Raw genomic sequence first — 16,950 nt, forward strand, 5'->3', positions numbered from 1 at the left:
ACCCAATAGTGATGAGGATTTTATACTTGAATGAAAATTTCAAAGAACTTTAGTTATCGCTTTTCAATCGACTTATAGTCGACACTCACGCGAATTTTATTCGCAATCAAACCTATGGATTGGAAATACATAGGGAAAATTGAAGTTGTAAGTTTTGTTTGTTTTCAGATATTTTACTATTTTTGCAGGCGAAATGAGTTATTTGAAACAGTGGGAAAACGCAGCAAATAAAAGTAGTTCGTTCATTTCTATATCGTTACCCATTCAAACTTTCCTTTGGGGTAAAATTGTGTTTTTTAGGGGATTGTACGGAAACTTTTCGTACATTTGCACAAATATCTTTCTGAAAGCTTGAACTTTTTCTTATGTCTAGAATAAATCTAAGAGGAATGGGAGTTGCTCTTATAACTCCTTTCAAAAATGATGAAAGTGTCGATTATGATGCTTTGCTCAGACTTGTTGATTATCAACTGCAAAATGGGACTGATTATTTGGTTGTGTTGGGTACTACAGCTGAAACTCCAACTCTGACCGAATATGAAAAGAAAAAGATTGTAGAATTGGTAGTCAGCAGAGTGAATGGGCGGATTCCGATCATAATAGGAGAGGGAGGCAATAATACACGGGCAATTGTAGACAAACTGAAAAAAAATGATTATGCCGGAATCGACGGAATACTTTCCGTTGTTCCATATTACAATAAACCATCCCAAGAAGGTATATATCAACATTATAAAGCAATATCGGAAGCTTCTTCATTACCTGTTATATCTTATAATGTACCGGGGCGCACAGGTGTGAATATGGCTCCGGATACGACACTGCGTATAGCAAATGATTTCACTAATATTGTTGCAGTAAAGGAAGCTTCAGGCAATATGACTCAGATGGATGAGATTATCAAGCGAAAACCCGAACATTTTGAGGTTATATCGGGAGATGATGGTGTCACCTTTCCATTAATTACATTAGGGGCCATAGGTGTTATATCGGTTATTGGAAATGCTTTCCCTAAAGAGTTTAGCCGTATGACACGTTTAGCTTTAGAGGGAGATTACGCCAGCGCGCTCACTATCCATCACAGTTTCAATGAATTATTCAACCTTTTGTTTGTGGATGGAAATCCGGCAGGCGTTAAATGTATGCTGAACATGATGGGCTATATAGAAAACAAACTTCGCCTACCTTTGGTGCCTACGCGAATTACCACTTATGAGCAGATTAGAAACGTTTTGGTAGAACTGAACATTACGTGCTGACGCAATCCTTTAATTTTCATAAGCGGGTGTATTACTTTTTAACTATATTGTTTCGTAGAAATCTTCTCTTATAGGACTGAATACATCTATTAAAACTCCTTCTTCGATACAAACACATCCATGTAAAATATCCGGTTCTGTATAAAATCCGTCTCCGGCTTGCAATATTTTAGTTTCGTCCCCGATAGTCATTTCAAATTTTCCGGATACCACGTAAGTAGTTTGTACATGCGCATGTTGATGCTTATAACCTATCGCTCCTTTTTGAAACATTACCTTGACCATCATTATATTGTTGTCGTATCCTATGAATTGACGGGTAATTCCTTCACCGGCAGTGTATATTTTCTCCTGATCGGCTATAAAGAATGGTTTACTTTGTACTTTTTCCATAATTTTGATATTTATATTTTAGATTTACTAATACGAATCAGTAGTCAGAGAAGTTATCACTCGTTTCACTCATTAGTAGTCAAGTAGTTATATAAACGAAGTCTGATTTTCTTTTTAACTTCCAAGTTGCTAAGCAACTGATAACGACTTGACTACTTTAACTACTGATTGACATCATTAATTAATCTGTGCAAATATACGGAATTGGAAACCAAAGACCGAAATTAGCTATAAAAAAGCTTTGCTATAAAATTTAAACAGTTTCTAAATGCAAAACGAAACTTTTACTTAACCAATCTTTAGTATAAACAGAATAGAATAACTAAATTTGCATTGCGCAACTTCTTGTTTATAAGTTTCGCCGGGGAATTTATTTTAAACTGTTTAATAAAAAAATCATGAAAAACCAAATTGGTAATTCCAAGCAATGGAAGGCTATTTTGCTTGCACTAGTTCTACCGATGATGTTTTCGTTTTTGTCTGTGCATGGAGCACCAGGAACAGGAACCATCAACAAAACAATTCAGCAAAAGCTTAAAATCATTAGCGCAAAAAAGATTAATCCGACCACTGTTGAAGTTTTATTGTCAGAAAATCAAAGAATGACATTTGACTTCTATGGAGAAAATGTATTTAGAGTATTTCAAGACAATTCGGGTGGAATAATAAGAAATCCTGAAGCGAAACCGGAAGCCCGGATCTTGGTTGATAATCCTAGAAAACACTTATCAGAAGTGAAGGTGAGCGACGATGGTAGTTCTATTTCTATTATTACTGAAAAAATTAAAATTCAGCTGGATAAGAACACTGCATTGTTGAAAGTCATCAACCTGAAAACCAACACTGTTGCTTTAGAAGAAACAGAACCTGTCCTTTTTGAAAAGAATAAGGTTACAGTGACCCTGAAAGAAAACCCACAAGAATATTTTTACGGCGGAGGTGTTCAGAATGGACGTTTTTCTCATAAAGGAAAAATAATCGCCATAGAGAACCAGAATAGTTGGACTGATGGCGGAGTGGCTTCTCCCAATCCATACTATTGGTCTACAAATGGTTATGGAATAATGTGGTACACCTTCAAAAGAGGGAAATATGACTTTGGGGCAAAAGAGAAAGGTGTTGTAAAGTTATATCACGAAACTGATTATCTGGATATTTTCTATATGATCAATGACGGGGCTGTACCTTTATTAAATAATTTTTATCAACTAACGGGCAATCCTGTATTGCTCCCCAAATTCGGATTCTACCAAGGGCATCTGAATGCCTATAACAGGGACTACTGGAAAGAAGACGAAACCGGAATTCTATTCGAAGATGGAAAACGTTATAAAGAAAGCCAAAAAGATAATGGAGGCGTGAAAGAATCCCTTAATGGTGAAAAGAACAATTATCAATTTTCGGCTCGCGCAGTAATAGACCGTTATAAGAATCACGATATGCCATTGGGCTGGTTATTGCCTAACGATGGTTATGGAGCCGGGTATGGACAAACAGAAACTTTAGACGGAAACATACAAAATCTGAAAAATCTGGCTGATTATGCCCATAAGAATGGCGTTGAAATAGGTTTATGGACACAATCGGATCTTCACCCGAAACCAGAGATCAACGCTCTACTCCAAAGGGATATAGTAAAAGAGGCGAGAGACGCCGGAGTACGCGTATTGAAAACAGATGTGGCATGGGTCGGTGCAGGATATTCTTTCGGATTGAACGGTATTGCCGATGTGTCACAGATTATGACATATTATGGCGACAATAGCAGGCCGTTTATCATTTCTCTCGATGGATGGGCCGGTACACAACGTTATGCAGGAATCTGGTCGGGTGACCAAACCGGGGGTGTATGGGAATATATACGGTTCCATATACCTACTTATATAGGTTCGGGACTTTCCGGTAATCCAAATATTAGTTCTGATATGGATGGAATTTTCGGAGGCAAAAATCCTGTGGTCAATACCAGAGATTTCCAGTGGAAGACATTTACTCCAACACAGTTAAATATGGACGGGTGGGGTGCTAACGAAAAATATCCCCATGCATTAGGAGAGCCTGTTACTTCGATAAATCGCTGGTATCTGAAAATGAAATCAGCACTGATACCGTATGCATATAGTATTGCAAAAGAATCTGTTGACGGATTACCTATGATAAGGGCTATGTTCTTGGAATATGCAAATCCATATACACTGGGGAAAGCTACTCAATACCAATTCTTGTATGGTCCATACTTTTTGATAGCGCCTATTTACCAGGCTACAAAATCAGATGAGAAAGGCAATGATATTCGTAATGGCATATATCTGCCGGAAGGAGAATGGATCGACTATTTCTCCGGAGATAAGTATCAGGGTAACTGTATTATAAACAATTATGCATCACCCCTTTGGAAACTTCCTGTATTTATCAAAAATGGAGCTATAATTCCAATGGCAAATCCGAACAATAATGTTTCCGAAATAAATAAAAATTTGCGGATATACGAGTTATATCCATCTGGGAACAGCTCATTTACAGAATATGATGATGATGGAACGACAGAAGAATACCGTCAGGGAAAAGGTACGACTACACTGATAGAATCTAGTGCAGGAGCAAAAGAGAGATTGGATATAGTGATTCATGCTACGGAAGGAGACTTTACCGGATTTGTTAAAGATAAAGCAACGGAACTAAGGATAAATGTTACTCAAAAACCGAAGAAAGTATCAGCACGTATAGGGATGAAGAATTTAAGAAATATTTCTTTGACCGAAGTAAAATCATTGGACGAATTTAATAGAAAAGAAAACGTTTATTTCTACGATGCTACACCAAATCTGAACAGATTTGCAACCCAAGGCAGCGAGTTTGAAAAAGAAGTTATTACCAAAAATCCTCAACTTCTGGTTAAGTTGGAATCATCAGACATTACAGCCAATCAAACCATTCTTAATATTGAAGGTTTTGTATTCAATCCGATAGATAAGCACAAGATTGCCACGGGAACATTAGTCGCGCCGGCAAATGCCCGGATTGCAGATGAAAATACAGAAGCATATAAAGTAAAACCGACATGGGATAAGGTCGATAATGCCGATTTTTACGAAATTGAGTTCAACGATATACTTTATACCACAATTAAAGATACAGAATTACTCTTCGATGGATTGGATGCTGAAACAACATATTCATTTAAGTTGCGGGCTGTAAATAAGGACGGGTATTCCGATTGGACCACATTTAGTATTACAACAAAAGAAAATCCTCTGGAGTTTGCTATACAAGGTATTGTTGGTGAAACAAGTGCCGAAAATCAAGGCCGCTCATTAAATAAATTATTCGATTTTGCAGAAGGAGAGTTATGGCATACAAAATATAATGTAAATGCTTTGCCTTTCGATCTTATCATGGATCTAAAATCTATCAATCAGCTTGATAAATTCCATTATGTACCTCGTGATAATGCAGGAAACGGAACTCTATTAAAAGGTTCGGTTTATTATAGCATGGACAAGGAGAACTGGAATGAATCCGGAACTTTTGAATGGACTCAAAATGCAGAAACAAAGATATTTACATTCCGAAATCACCCTACTGCCCGGTATATCAAGTTAGCCATAACAAATGCCGTAGGTGGATATGGATCGGGTAGGGAGTTATATGTTTTCAAAGTACCGGGTACAGAAAGTTATCTTCCCGGAGATATTAATAACGATAAATTGATTGATGAAAATGATTTGACTTCGTATATCAATTACACAGGTTTAAGGAAAGGTGACGCTGATTTTGAAGGATATATAAGCAATGGAGACCTCAATAAAAATGATCTGATAGATGCATATGATATTTCTGTCGTAGCAACGCAACTCAACGGTGGAATAGATCGTAGGCGAATAGAAAAAGTAGACGGAAAAATTGAAATCAGCACATCAAAACGAGCATACAATAAAGACGAGATTGTTGAGATCAAGGTCAAAGGCGCCAACCTTCGCTCTGTTAATGCATTAAGCTTTGCTCTTCCATATAATCCTCAGGATTATGAATTTGTCGGGATACAACCATTAAACATGAAACAAATGGAAAATCTGACAAATGACAGATTGCATACAAACGGTGTTAAGGCTTTATATCCTACATTTGTGAATACAGGGAATAAAGAAGCTATTGAAGGAGATTCCGATCTATTTATCATTAAGCTGAAGGCTAAACGAAATGTGAAATTTGAGTTGAAGGCTATTGATGGATTTTTAGTTGATAAAAACCTGAATTTCATTGTGTTCTAACATAATACCCTATGATTGAAAAGAGGCTCTGATTTTTCAGAGTCTCTTTCTATTTAGTGAAAAATACATAACTCAGCTGTCGACGCTTTGTGTATTAACCAATTTTAACTCTTACTAACCCACTGAACTTGCGAATATTACCTTATAATAATATCTATATATAAAACTCATAGGGGAAAAAGTTTGTACAGTTAACCTGGATATTTTTCCAGAATCAATCTTATTATACTATGCATAAGCTCAATGCTTTGAGAACCTCAGAAGTAACTGTTTGTCTCTTCTATCTTCATTTTATAGCTTGTGAAAGTAATATAATGAGTTCTCAATGGCATTGAATTTTTAAATTTGGTCAAAGGTACTCGATTATACTAATCGCGGCAAAAAAAAATGATTGACCAAATTTAATTCAGTTTTTTTCAAAAAACCTTGTTATTAAGAACAAAATATATATCTTTGCAATGCTTTTAACGCACTCGAATACTTCTTAGTGTAGGTATTAATAATCCGTAATCTTTTCGTTGTTTTAATAATATACTGCCAAAAGGCACAAAATTACGGGTGATATAAATGAGCTTTTAAAAGTGGAAAATAACCAGTAAGAAAAAATTCTAACCAAATGAGAGAAGAGTATACTTAAAACTAAGTGACTCAAATAATAAACAAACTATTAAATAATATAGCCTTAGATGATAAGAGGTATTATTATCTCCAATTTAGAAAGTCTAAACTTATTGATATGATAGGAATTTGACTTATTCATGTGAAATTCATAAACCAACATAATTTAATTATAGATATACATGCGTATATACAACATCCTTGAGCTAAATGAAAAGCTCACTATAGAGCTAAGAACTATCGCAAAAGAACTTGGCATAAGACGCCCTGATGCATATAAGAAAGATGAGTTAATTTATAAAATTCTTGACGAGCAAGCTATTTTGGAGGCTAAAAATAAAAACTCCGAAAGCTATCAGAGTGAAGACAGAATAGAGCAACAGAAAAAATCTTATCCGGCAAAAAACAGACAAGAAAAGGAAAAACCTCAAAAAAAGCAAACTCCCGCAAAAGAAAAAGCTTCTGAGGCTATAGAACAACCTAGAGTAGAAATAAAGGCAAAACCCGAACCACAACCGAAAGCTCAAACTTCAGTTCCAGTTCAGCCGGTAAAAGCAAAAGAAGAGGTTGCAACCGTAACAGAAAAAAACATTGCAGAAAAAACTCCGCAAAAAGAAATAAAGAAATTAAATAATACTGAAGCTAAGGAAAACTCTGAGAAAGAAATAAAAACACCTCTAGTAAAACCAACTCAGCTTGTTTTTCGTTCAAATAAAGTTCGTGAGCCAGAAGTAGAAGAAACTGTTCCCGGCTTACCCTTACTTTCTCCACTGGAAATAGACGCGGAAGTCGCGCCCGTAGAAATAGCGGAAGTTCCGGTTAAAAACAAGCCTCAACAGACACCAAAGCAGAATAATAATAATCAGAAACAAAATAACCAGCCACAGGATAAATCGTTCGACTTTGAAGGAATATTAGCGGCTACAGGGGTTTTGGAAATTATGCAGGAAGGATATGGTTTCCTTCGTTCGTCAGACTATAACTATATGTCGTCACCCGACGATGTATATATTTCACAGTCTCAGATCCGCTTGTTCGGATTAAAAACGGGAGATATAGTTGAAGGTCCTATTCGTCCTCCTAAAGAATCAGAAAAGTTCTTCCCTTTGGTAAAAGTAGATAGAATCAATGGTCATACACCGGATGAGGTACGTGACCGTGTTCCGTTCGATCACTTGAAACCACTGTTTCCTAATGAAAAGTTTAGATTGACAAAAAGCAGAAATGATAACTTATCGTGCCGTGTGGTTGATCTGTTTTCTCCAATCGGTAAAGGACAACGTGGTCTGATTGTAGCGCAACCTAAAACAGGTAAGACAACTTTACTAAAAGATATTGCAAATGCAATTGCAAGCAATCATCCGGAGGTCTATATGATCGTTCTTCTTATAGATGAACGTCCGGAAGAGGTTACAGATATGGAACGGAGTGTAAATGCTGAAGTTATTGCTTCTACATTCGACGAACCGGCCGACCGCCATGTCAAAATAGCTGAAATAGTTTTGAATAAAGCAAAACGCATGGTTGAATGCGGGCACGATGTAGTCATCTTACTAGATTCTATTACACGCCTGGCACGTGCATATAACACTGTACAACCGGCATCAGGAAAAGTACTTACCGGAGGTGTAGATGCCAATGCGTTACACAAACCAAAACGTTTCTTCGGTGCAGCCCGTAATATAGAGAACGGAGGTTCGCTTACGATAATAGCTACAGCACTTACCGAAACCGGATCTAAAATGGATGATGTTATCTTTGAGGAATTTAAAGGCACGGGTAATATGGAATTACAACTCGACCGTAAATTATCTAACAAGCGTATCTTCCCGGCTGTGGATATTATTGCGTCCAGTACACGGCGCGATGATCTGTTGCTCGACAATGACACTTTGAGCCGGATGTGGGTTCTTCGCAACTTCTTATCTGATATGAACTCGGTAGAAGCAATGCAATTCTTAGAAAGTAGATTAAGAAAAACCGTTAATAACGAAGAATTCCTTATATCTATGAACGATTAAAGCGAATAAATTTGAGAATATATTGAAAAGCAGTGGGAAAAGATTTAACTTTACCACTGCTTTTTATATTTAATTATTCTAAATAAGCAAATATGGGAAATAATCATAACCATGAACATTCACATTCACATAATCATAATGCCAACAAGAAAGCTTTGACTATCAGCTTTATCCTTATAGCCGGATTCATGTTCGTTGAATTTGTAGGAGGATATCTGACTAATAGCCTAGCCTTGATTTCGGATGCGGGTCATATGTTAAGCGATGCCGTTGCTTTGGGGCTCAGCCTCAGCGCCCTTATATTCGGAGCTAAAGCCGCGACACCCTCCAAAACCTATGGATATAAACGTTTTGAAATATTGGCAGCTCTATTAAATGGTATTGTGCTTGTTTCATTAGCTGTTTTTATCTGCAAAGAAGCAATCGAACGCCTTTCGGCACCACCTCATGTGATTGGCAAAGGTATGATGATTATATCTATAGTCGGATTATTGATAAATATCATGGTAGCGTGGATTCTCCATTCGCAAGGATCTACAAAAGAGAACCTCAATGTCCGAAGTGCATTTTTACATGTTATCGGCGATTTATTAGGCTCGGTAGGGGCAATTATTGCAGCTGTACTTATTATGCTGTTCGGCTGGTATATAGCAGACCCTATAGCCAGCATAATAGTATCTGTATTAGTCTTATACAGTGGATGGAATGTGCTTAAAGAATCAATAAATATCCTGATGGAAGCCAAACCTGCAAATATAAACTCCGAAAGGGTTACGGAGTTGTTGAAGTCGATAGACGGGGTAGAAGATATACATGATTTACATATATGGATGATAACTTCGGAATTCACATCTATGACTGTACATTTACATGTAAAGGAAAATGCCGACAGAGACCTGATATTAGAGCAGGCAAAACATATTATGCAAGAAAAATACGGGATAAAACACGTTACCATTCAGATTGAAGGACGTGAATTATGCCCGTATGAAGAAACCTGTAATTGATTTGAACTATATGTAAAGAAATAAAATGAAGGTATCATGAGTAAACGATTATAAATATGTTTTTAGACATGTTTTTATTCATAAATACTATCTTTGCATGTCAAATTATTGTTACAGCAATGGCAAAGAAAAACTTCTATGTAGTATGGAATGGTGTAACTCCCGGAGTATATTCCACCTGGAATGAGTGTAAAGCTCAGGTAGAAGGGTACGAAGGGGCAATATATAAATCTTTCCCGACACGGGAGGAAGCCGGAAAAGCGTTCAATGACAGTCCGTGGTTATATGTCGGCAAGCAAGCTGAGAAAAAGAAAAAAGCATCTATTCACAACATTCCGGAAATTATAAAAGACAGCTTATCCGTAGATGCAGCCTGTAGCGGAAATCCGGGCTTATTGGAATATCGCGGAGTGTATGTAAAAACAGGTGAAGAGGTTTTTAAACAAGGGCCATTTGAGCAAGGAACGAATAATATAGGTGAGTTTCTTGCATTGGTACACGGTTTGGCTTTGTTGAAACAGAAAAATTATTCGATTCCCATATATTCTGATAGTGTAAATGCTATAAAATGGGTAAAAGGAAAAAAGTGCAAAACAAAGCTAGAGCAAGTTCCTGAAAATAAATCTCTCTTTTATATGATAGAACGAGCTGAAAAGTGGCTAAAGGAAAATACTTATACAACACAGATCATAAAATGGAAAACGGACGAGTGGGGGGAAATACCTGCTGATTTTGGCCGTAAATGAGGTTTTATTGATAAAACTCATTTATGAAAGTTTTTATCAGTAATTTTGTTTCAGATTAACTAGAACAAATAGTCATGACAACTCTTGAAAAAGCTATAGCCTTATTACCAACCAAAGGTTATCTAAATATGGATATTCCAAAAGGACTAAATCTTGTCGATGAAATAAACCGCATGCGTAAAGAGAAAAACGCGATTATTCTGGCTCATTACTATCAGACAGGCGATATTCAGGATATATCCGATTTTCTTGGCGACAGTTTACAATTAGCCCGTGCTGCCGAAAAGACGGATGCTGATATGATTGTATTTTGTGGTGTGCACTTCATGGCCGAGACAGCTAAAATATTAAACCCTACAAAGAAAGTAGTTTTACCTGACTTATTAGCCGGATGTTCTTTGGCAGATTCCTGTTCAGGAGAAGGTTTGCGTGATCTGAAGAAACAGCATCCAAATGCAATTGTGGTAAGCTATATAAATTGTGATTCCGGCGTAAAAGCTGAAAGTGATATAATAGTTACGTCTTCAAATGCCGGGCACATTATAAATTCGCTACCGGAAAAACAGGAAATTATCTTCGCTCCCGATAGGAACTTAGGACGTTATATTAATCAGGTAACAGGACGCAATATGATATTGTGGAATGGAGCCTGTATCGTGCATGAGGCTTTCTCTTTAGAGCGAATCGCAGAACAAATGCTGAAATACCCTAAGGCAAAGCTGATAGCTCATCCGGAAGCCCAAAAGCCTGTTTTACAAGTAGCAGACTATATTGGCTCTACGGCAAATTTGCTTAATTATGTAGTCGATAATGACAGCCGGGAATTTATTGTGGCTACGGAGGAAGGCATATTACATGAAATGCGCAAACGCGCACCGGGTAAGACTCTTATTCCTGCTCTTACAATCGATGAAAAATGCAATTGCAGCGAGTGCCGCTTTATGAAGCTTAACACAATGGAAAAGCTTTATTTATGTATGAAATATGAACTTCCGGAAATATTGATGGATGAAGAAGTCCGGTTAAAGGCATTGCGTCCGATCAATAAAATGCTGGAATTGTCAAAAGCAATAAAATAATAGATACCAATGATATATACAGATGTTTTAGTTATCGGTTCCGGTATTTCGGGACTTTCTTATGCTCTAAAAATAGCACAGCAAAGGCCTGATACTAAGATTACTATTGTTACAAAATCGGACGACGAAGAGTCTAATACAAAATATGCTCAAGGAGGTGTAGCCGTTGTGACGGATTTCACCAAAGACAGCTTTGACAAGCATATTGAGGATACTTTACGTGCAGGCGATGGCATGTGTAAGCGAGAAGCCGTAGAAGTCGTTGTAAAAGAAGGTCCTGAGCGTATAAGGGAAATAGCAGAGTGGGGGGCTAATTTTGATAAAAACGAGTACCACTCATATGATCTCGGGCGCGAAGGAGGGCATACTGAAAATAGAGTCGTACACTACAAAGATATTACAGGCGCCGAAATAGAAAGGGCGTTACTGAGCGCGATAAAGCATCTTGATAACATTGAGCTTTTTAATCACCATTATGTAATTGACTTAATCACAGAACATCATGTTCCGGGAGAATCTTTCGACAAATACAACCTGAATTGCTATGGTGCTTATATAATGGATATAAAGAGCCATCGCATAAAAAAAATGTCGGCCAAAATAACATTAATGGCTACCGGTGGCTGCGGGCACGTTTATAAAAACACAACAAATCCTATTATTGCTACCGGAGACGGAATTGGCCTGGCTCATCGGGCAAAGGCTAAAATCAGCAATATGCAATTTATACAATTCCATCCTACAGCTTTTTATAGTCCGATTACAGGACAATTACCTTTGATATCGGAAGCTGTAAGGGGTTTTGGAGCTAAGTTGCGCACCAAATCGGGAGAACCGTTCATGCATAAGTATGATGAAAGGGAAGAACTGGCCTCCCGCGATATTGTGGCAAGAGCCATAGATAGTGAAATGAAATTAAGAGGAAACGACTATGTTTGCCTTGATTGCCGCCACCTCGACCACCGCAAATTCTTAGAGCACTTTCCTAATATATATAGGCAATGTAAAGATGCCGGCTTGGATATGTTCCACGATCTGATACCGGTAGTGCCTGCCAGTCATTATCTATGTGGCGGTATCGATGTTGATCTTTTTGGACAAAGTACAATAAAGAATATGTTTGCTGTGGGAGAATGTTCCAATACGGGTTTGCATGGAGCTAACCGCCTTGCTTCGAACTCACTGTTGGAAGCTCTGGTTTTTGCTCATCGGGCGGCATTGAAAACGCTGGAACGATTAAACGAAGATAATTTCAATTACGACCAGCTGCATAAAATACCCGAATGGAACCAAGAAGGGATGAAGATGAACGAGGAGATGGTTCTTTTAAGCTATTTACGCAAAGAACTGCAAGCCTTAATGAGCGACCTCGTGGGTATAGTTCGTAGTAATGCCCGTTTAAAGTTAGCAAAGCAGAAAGAAGAAGAGATATATAAATCGGTAAAAGAAATATACAATTTCTCTATTTTATCACCGCAATTATCAGAATTAAGAAATTTAGTAAGTGTTGCATTTCTTATCATTACTCAGAGTTTAGAGCAAAATGAAAATAAAGGCACTTTTTATAATAAGGATTTAGATGAAAAAGAATAGACCTGCATATGTTACGGACGAAAGACTGTATCATTTTATAGATGAAGCTATAAAGGAAGATATTGGAGATGGTGATCATTCAACCCTGGCTAGTGTTTCTGCCGGCTTGCGGCATAAGGCACGCTTGCTGGTAAAACATGATTGTATCTTGGCCGGAGTAGACCTTGCTCAGGAAATATTCCATTATTATGATAAAGACTTGAATATAGAAGTGTTTAAAAATGATGGGGATAAGGTTGAGGAAGGAGATATAGCTTTTGTTGTGTCCGGGTCAGCCCGTTCTATTCTTACAATGGAGCGGCTGGTGCTCAACTGTATGCAACGGATGAGCGGTATAGCCACCTATACGCACGAAATGGTCGATTTGCTTAAAGATACCAATACCAGAATATTAGATACCCGCAAAACCTCTCCTATATTCCGTATGTGCGAAAAGTGGGCGGTATATATTGGGGGCGGTAAAAATCATCGTTATGGACTTTTCGATATGGTTATGCTAAAAGACAATCATAATGATTATGCAGGAGGAATAACTAAGGCGGTAGAATCTACAGTAAAATACCTGAAAGAAAAAGGAAAAGATCTACAAATAGAAGTTGAAACCCGTAATCTGGATGAAGTAAAAGAGGCATTGGCTACGAAAGCAGTAGATGTTATCATGCTCGATAATATGTCTTTATCTGAAATGACTGTTGCCGTTCAACTTATTAATGGAGCAGTCGAAGTGGAAGCTTCGGGAGGGATAACTAAAGAAACAGTACACAGTGTAGCCGAAACAGGTGTAGATTATATTTCATCAGGAGCGATTATCTATTCAGCGCCTAATATCGACCTTAGCCTGAAAGCTTTTTAACTACCTGATACTAAAGATGAACGCATCAGATATAAGATCCCTGAGGCTTAGAAACCATTTACTAGCTGGAACGAACATACAGACTCCACAAGAAATTATCTCATGGATGGGCGCTATGCAGGCACAGGACTACAATATGGCCAAATGGGGGATTGGCAACCGTATAAACGGAATAACCGACAGCCAAATAAATGAATTATTAAACAAAGGGGAAATAATTCGTACACATATATTACGGCCTACATGGCATCTGGTATCTAAAAATGATATTGGCTGGATGCTTCCTTTAAGTGCTCCGAGAGTGAAAAATATACTGCGCTCCAGTGATAAGGAACTAGGCTTAGATGATGTTACTTTAGCTAAAACAAACTCTATAATAAGAAAAGAATTAAATAAAGGCGCTCATTTAACTCGTCAGGAATTAGGCGATAGCTTGAAAACATCCGGGATTAATGATGATAACAGACGCTTAAATCATATAATGTATCATGCGGAACTTGATGGGATCGTTTGCAGTGGTAAAATCAAGGGAAAAAAGCAGACGTACAGATTATTGGAAGAATTGGTTTCTTTCGGCAGGTTCGATAAAAATGAATCGTTATATAAATTAGCTTATAAATATTTCAGGAGTCATGGCCCTGCAACTATATATGATTTTATATGGTGGTCGGGGCTATCCACGTCAGAAGCAAAATATTCTTTAGATTTGATCAAGGACGACTTTTTGTTTGAATATATAGGTTCTCAACAATATATATATTATAATGATACGCCGGATAGTATTTTTTACAAAGATGTCCATCTACTACCTGCATTCGATGAATATCTGGTTAGCTATAGAGACCGGAAAGAGGTATTACATCCTGATCATCACAAAAAAGTTATTACAAGCAATGGAATATTTCAACCTTTCATTATGCATAAAGGAGAAATAGTAGGTGTATGGAAGAAAGTTCCGGCTAAAAACGGCTACAAAATAAATACTAACTATTTTGACACTCCTACTGAAACAATACAAAAAAGTACGGATAAAGAAGTAAATAAATTATTATTCTTTATTAGCTAAATTATTGAACTCTATTCATAAATTTAAGGCCTGATAATAAAGAGATATTAACAAAAAGAAATCATTTTAATAGCCCACCTTTTTTACTTGCTAAATTATCTCTAACTTTGCAAATTCTAATCCAATCATTTTATGAGATTAATACTAATTGCCATTACCTTTTTCGTATTCTCCTTATCGTCTTGCATTAAAGATGAAGGTGTATATAGAGAGGCTGATATTGAAAGTTTTACTATATCTTCCGATATAATGCTGACTTCCACTATTGTAAACCAGAAAGACAACAATAGGGTTATTATAACAGTCGACGATACTACGGGCATGAAGAACGCAAAAATTACACCTGACATAAAACTATCTCCCGGAGCAAAAATAGAACCCGCATCGGGTGTGGAAGTTCAATTACAAAATTATCAGACTTCGTATATTGTAACAGCCGGGGATGGTAATAAAAAATCATATACCATTATTCTGGAAAAAGACAGACCTCTTAAATATAATTTCGAAAATTGGTATCAAGTATCTAATACTACGGGCACCAGAATTTACGATATGCTTTCTGACGAATTATGGTGCAATGCGAATAAAGGAGTAGCTATGATTTATCGCGATAATACTCCTTTCCCGACAAGACGGACAACCGATAGCCATAATGGAGAATATGGTATACTACTAGAAACGGTTTTTGGGAATAGGAACACAATCCTTCATATGCTGGATATTCCTTTATATGCAGGATCTGCATTTAGAGGCGTTTTTGAAACCAATATGTCTAATCCTGTAACATCTGTTAAATTCGGGCAAATTCATTCAAAAAGCGCCGGTAAACCGATCCGGTTTACCGGATGGTACAAATATAAACCGGGAGAGTATTACCAAACCTGTACTGTTAATGATACGCCAAAATATAATATAGTGGATACGATTCCCGGGAAAAAAGATGAATTAGATATATATGCTGTAATGTTCAAAGTGCCTCAGGGGAATGAGGGCAAAAATGTATATCTTACAGCAAATGATGTATTGAGTTCTAACAGGTTGGTTGCAACTGCTATAATATCAGACAAAACAGAAAAGAATGATTGGACAAGATTTGATATACCGTTTATTTATACCGAAGAAATAGATTATTCCCGGTTCGATTATAAATTAGCGATCGTCCTATCCTCCAGCAAACGGGGAGCATTTTATGAAGGGGCTATAGGAAGCCTTCTTGTTGTTGACGAAATAGAAATAGTCACCGAGCCCATTAACTAAAAAGTAATACAGACAGATTATGCAATTATATAAAAAAATACTATGGAGCGTTGTTCTATGTATCTCTACAACAGGAATAAAAGCCCAAACCGATATAGGATCTTTTTCGCACAAGATAATAGCAGGATACAACATTGGAGCCACATTACCAAACAACTTACCCAGGGAGGTACGCTCCATCGATGCTTATTGGCCTCAGTTTACACCTCAATTAGGATATAATGTTTCGTATCGTTTTACAGAAAGGTGGTCGGTAGAGAGCGGTATCGCATTAGATCTTAAAGGTATGGGAGTACGGGACAAAGTTAAGTATATGTATACCGACGTGAATATGGAAGGGAACAATATTAAAGGTTATTTTACCGGACGTAACGAAACTGAAGTAAAAATTACATATGCAACCATTCCAATACGTCTTTCTTATCACTTAAATGACACCTGGAGCCTGAAACTTGGTGCTTATGCGTCATATCGCTACAGCTCTGAATTTTCAGGGACTGTTTGGGACGGTTATTTGAGAAAAACAGAGGATAAAGACATTATTAATAGTGAATTGATAAACATTGGGGAAAAAGATATTGCTATTTTCGATTTTGGAAAAGACTTGAAATCCTTTGATTTCGGTCTCTCTATGGGATTCGAACATAGCTTTAATAGAAAATTCGGTCTCTATACAGAAGCAACCTATGGCCTCACACCTGTCTTTCCCAAAAATTTTACCGGAATAGATATGAAAATGAGAAATATATATATAACTGTAGGTATGAGTTATAAGATATTAAATTAA

At 37.1% G+C, this 16,950-nt stretch carries 12 protein-coding genes; 11 read left to right on the forward strand and 1 reads right to left on the reverse strand.

The features are described 5' to 3' along the window. Positions 1 to 365 precede the first annotated feature (365 nt). The gene (gene dapA / locus ACYPZI_RS08665) at positions 366 to 1,259 is read left to right on the forward strand and encodes a 4-hydroxy-tetrahydrodipicolinate synthase (protein ID WP_459600638.1); all 894 of its coding nucleotides are present in this window, start codon (positions 366 to 368) and stop codon (positions 1,257 to 1,259) included. A gap of 42 nt (positions 1,260 to 1,301) precedes the next feature. Here dapA and ACYPZI_RS08670 read toward each other — a convergent pair whose 3' ends face one another. Further along, entirely contained in the window at positions 1,302 to 1,652 is a 351-nt protein-coding gene (locus tag ACYPZI_RS08670) for a cupin domain-containing protein (protein WP_459600639.1), read from the reverse strand. Between the two features lie 398 nt (positions 1,653 to 2,050). On the opposite strand from ACYPZI_RS08670, the gene ACYPZI_RS08675 reads away from it, so the two are divergent. The 10 genes from ACYPZI_RS08675 to ACYPZI_RS08720 all read left to right on the forward strand — a co-directional run bounded on the left by ACYPZI_RS08675 (position 2,051) and on the right by ACYPZI_RS08720 (position 16,950). Further along, on the forward strand, positions 2,051 to 5,923 hold the full coding sequence (locus tag ACYPZI_RS08675) for a TIM-barrel domain-containing protein (RefSeq protein ID WP_459600641.1): 3,873 nt from the start codon (positions 2,051 to 2,053) through the stop codon (positions 5,921 to 5,923). Positions 5,924 to 6,723: 800 nt separating this feature from the next. Further along, complete coding sequence (gene rho / locus ACYPZI_RS08680) at positions 6,724 to 8,562, forward strand: transcription termination factor Rho (RefSeq protein ID WP_459600643.1); 1,839 nt, start codon at positions 6,724 to 6,726, stop codon at positions 8,560 to 8,562. A 92-nt stretch (positions 8,563 to 8,654) separates the two neighbouring features. Beyond that, positions 8,655 to 9,569 carry a cation diffusion facilitator family transporter gene (locus ACYPZI_RS08685; RefSeq protein ID WP_459600644.1) on the forward strand — a complete coding sequence of 305 codons (915 nt, stop codon included), beginning with the start codon at positions 8,655 to 8,657 and terminating at the stop codon, positions 9,567 to 9,569. Positions 9,570 to 9,688: 119 nt separating this feature from the next. Beyond that, on the forward strand, positions 9,689 to 10,315 hold the full coding sequence (locus ACYPZI_RS08690) for a ribonuclease H1 domain-containing protein (RefSeq protein ID WP_459600646.1): 627 nt from the start codon (positions 9,689 to 9,691) through the stop codon (positions 10,313 to 10,315). 74 nt (positions 10,316 to 10,389) lie between these two features. Beyond that, positions 10,390 to 11,394, forward strand: coding sequence for a quinolinate synthase NadA (nadA, locus tag ACYPZI_RS08695; RefSeq protein ID WP_459600648.1), 1,005 nt, complete (start codon positions 10,390 to 10,392; stop codon positions 11,392 to 11,394). A 9-nt stretch (positions 11,395 to 11,403) separates the two neighbouring features. Beyond that, positions 11,404 to 12,987, forward strand: coding sequence for an L-aspartate oxidase (nadB, locus tag ACYPZI_RS08700; RefSeq protein WP_459600650.1), 1,584 nt, complete (start codon positions 11,404 to 11,406; stop codon positions 12,985 to 12,987). Next, entirely contained in the window at positions 12,974 to 13,840 is an 867-nt protein-coding gene (gene nadC / locus ACYPZI_RS08705; protein ID WP_459600652.1) for a carboxylating nicotinate-nucleotide diphosphorylase, read from the forward strand. The genes nadB and nadC overlap by 14 nt, the downstream gene beginning before the upstream one ends. 16 nt (positions 13,841 to 13,856) lie before the next feature. Continuing rightward, positions 13,857 to 14,906 (forward strand): winged helix DNA-binding domain-containing protein, encoded by a 1,050-nt coding sequence (locus ACYPZI_RS08710; RefSeq protein ID WP_459600654.1) that lies wholly within the window; start codon positions 13,857 to 13,859, stop codon positions 14,904 to 14,906. A 132-nt stretch (positions 14,907 to 15,038) separates the two neighbouring features. Further along, complete coding sequence (locus tag ACYPZI_RS08715; RefSeq protein WP_459600656.1) at positions 15,039 to 16,163, forward strand: PCMD domain-containing protein; 1,125 nt, start codon at positions 15,039 to 15,041, stop codon at positions 16,161 to 16,163. Positions 16,164 to 16,182: 19 nt separating this feature from the next. Next, positions 16,183 to 16,950: a porin family protein gene (locus ACYPZI_RS08720; protein ID WP_459600658.1), complete on the forward strand. Its 768-nt coding sequence runs from the start codon at positions 16,183 to 16,185 to the stop codon at positions 16,948 to 16,950.

This window comes from Dysgonomonas reticulitermitis, from assembly GCF_054601275.1.

Coding starts and splice junctions, on each gene's coding strand:
- ACYPZI_RS08720 (WP_459600658.1), top strand. CDS start 16,183: ATGCAATTATATAAAAAAATACTATGGAGCGTTGTTCTATGTATCTCT.
- ACYPZI_RS08675 (WP_459600641.1), top strand. CDS start 2,051: ATGAAAAACCAAATTGGTAATTCCAAGCAATGGAAGGCTATTTTGCTT.
- rho (WP_459600643.1), top strand. CDS start 6,724: ATGCGTATATACAACATCCTTGAGCTAAATGAAAAGCTCACTATAGAG.
- ACYPZI_RS08685 (WP_459600644.1), top strand. CDS start 8,655: ATGGGAAATAATCATAACCATGAACATTCACATTCACATAATCATAAT.
- ACYPZI_RS08710 (WP_459600654.1), top strand. CDS start 13,857: ATGAACGCATCAGATATAAGATCCCTGAGGCTTAGAAACCATTTACTA.
- nadA (WP_459600648.1), top strand. CDS start 10,390: ATGACAACTCTTGAAAAAGCTATAGCCTTATTACCAACCAAAGGTTAT.
- ACYPZI_RS08715 (WP_459600656.1), top strand. CDS start 15,039: ATGAGATTAATACTAATTGCCATTACCTTTTTCGTATTCTCCTTATCG.
- nadB (WP_459600650.1), top strand. CDS start 11,404: ATGATATATACAGATGTTTTAGTTATCGGTTCCGGTATTTCGGGACTT.
- nadC (WP_459600652.1), top strand. CDS start 12,974: ATGAAAAAGAATAGACCTGCATATGTTACGGACGAAAGACTGTATCAT.
- ACYPZI_RS08670 (WP_459600639.1), bottom strand. CDS start 1,652: ATGGAAAAAGTACAAAGTAAACCATTCTTTATAGCCGATCAGGAGAAA.
- dapA (WP_459600638.1), top strand. CDS start 366: ATGTCTAGAATAAATCTAAGAGGAATGGGAGTTGCTCTTATAACTCCT.
- ACYPZI_RS08690 (WP_459600646.1), top strand. CDS start 9,689: ATGGCAAAGAAAAACTTCTATGTAGTATGGAATGGTGTAACTCCCGGA.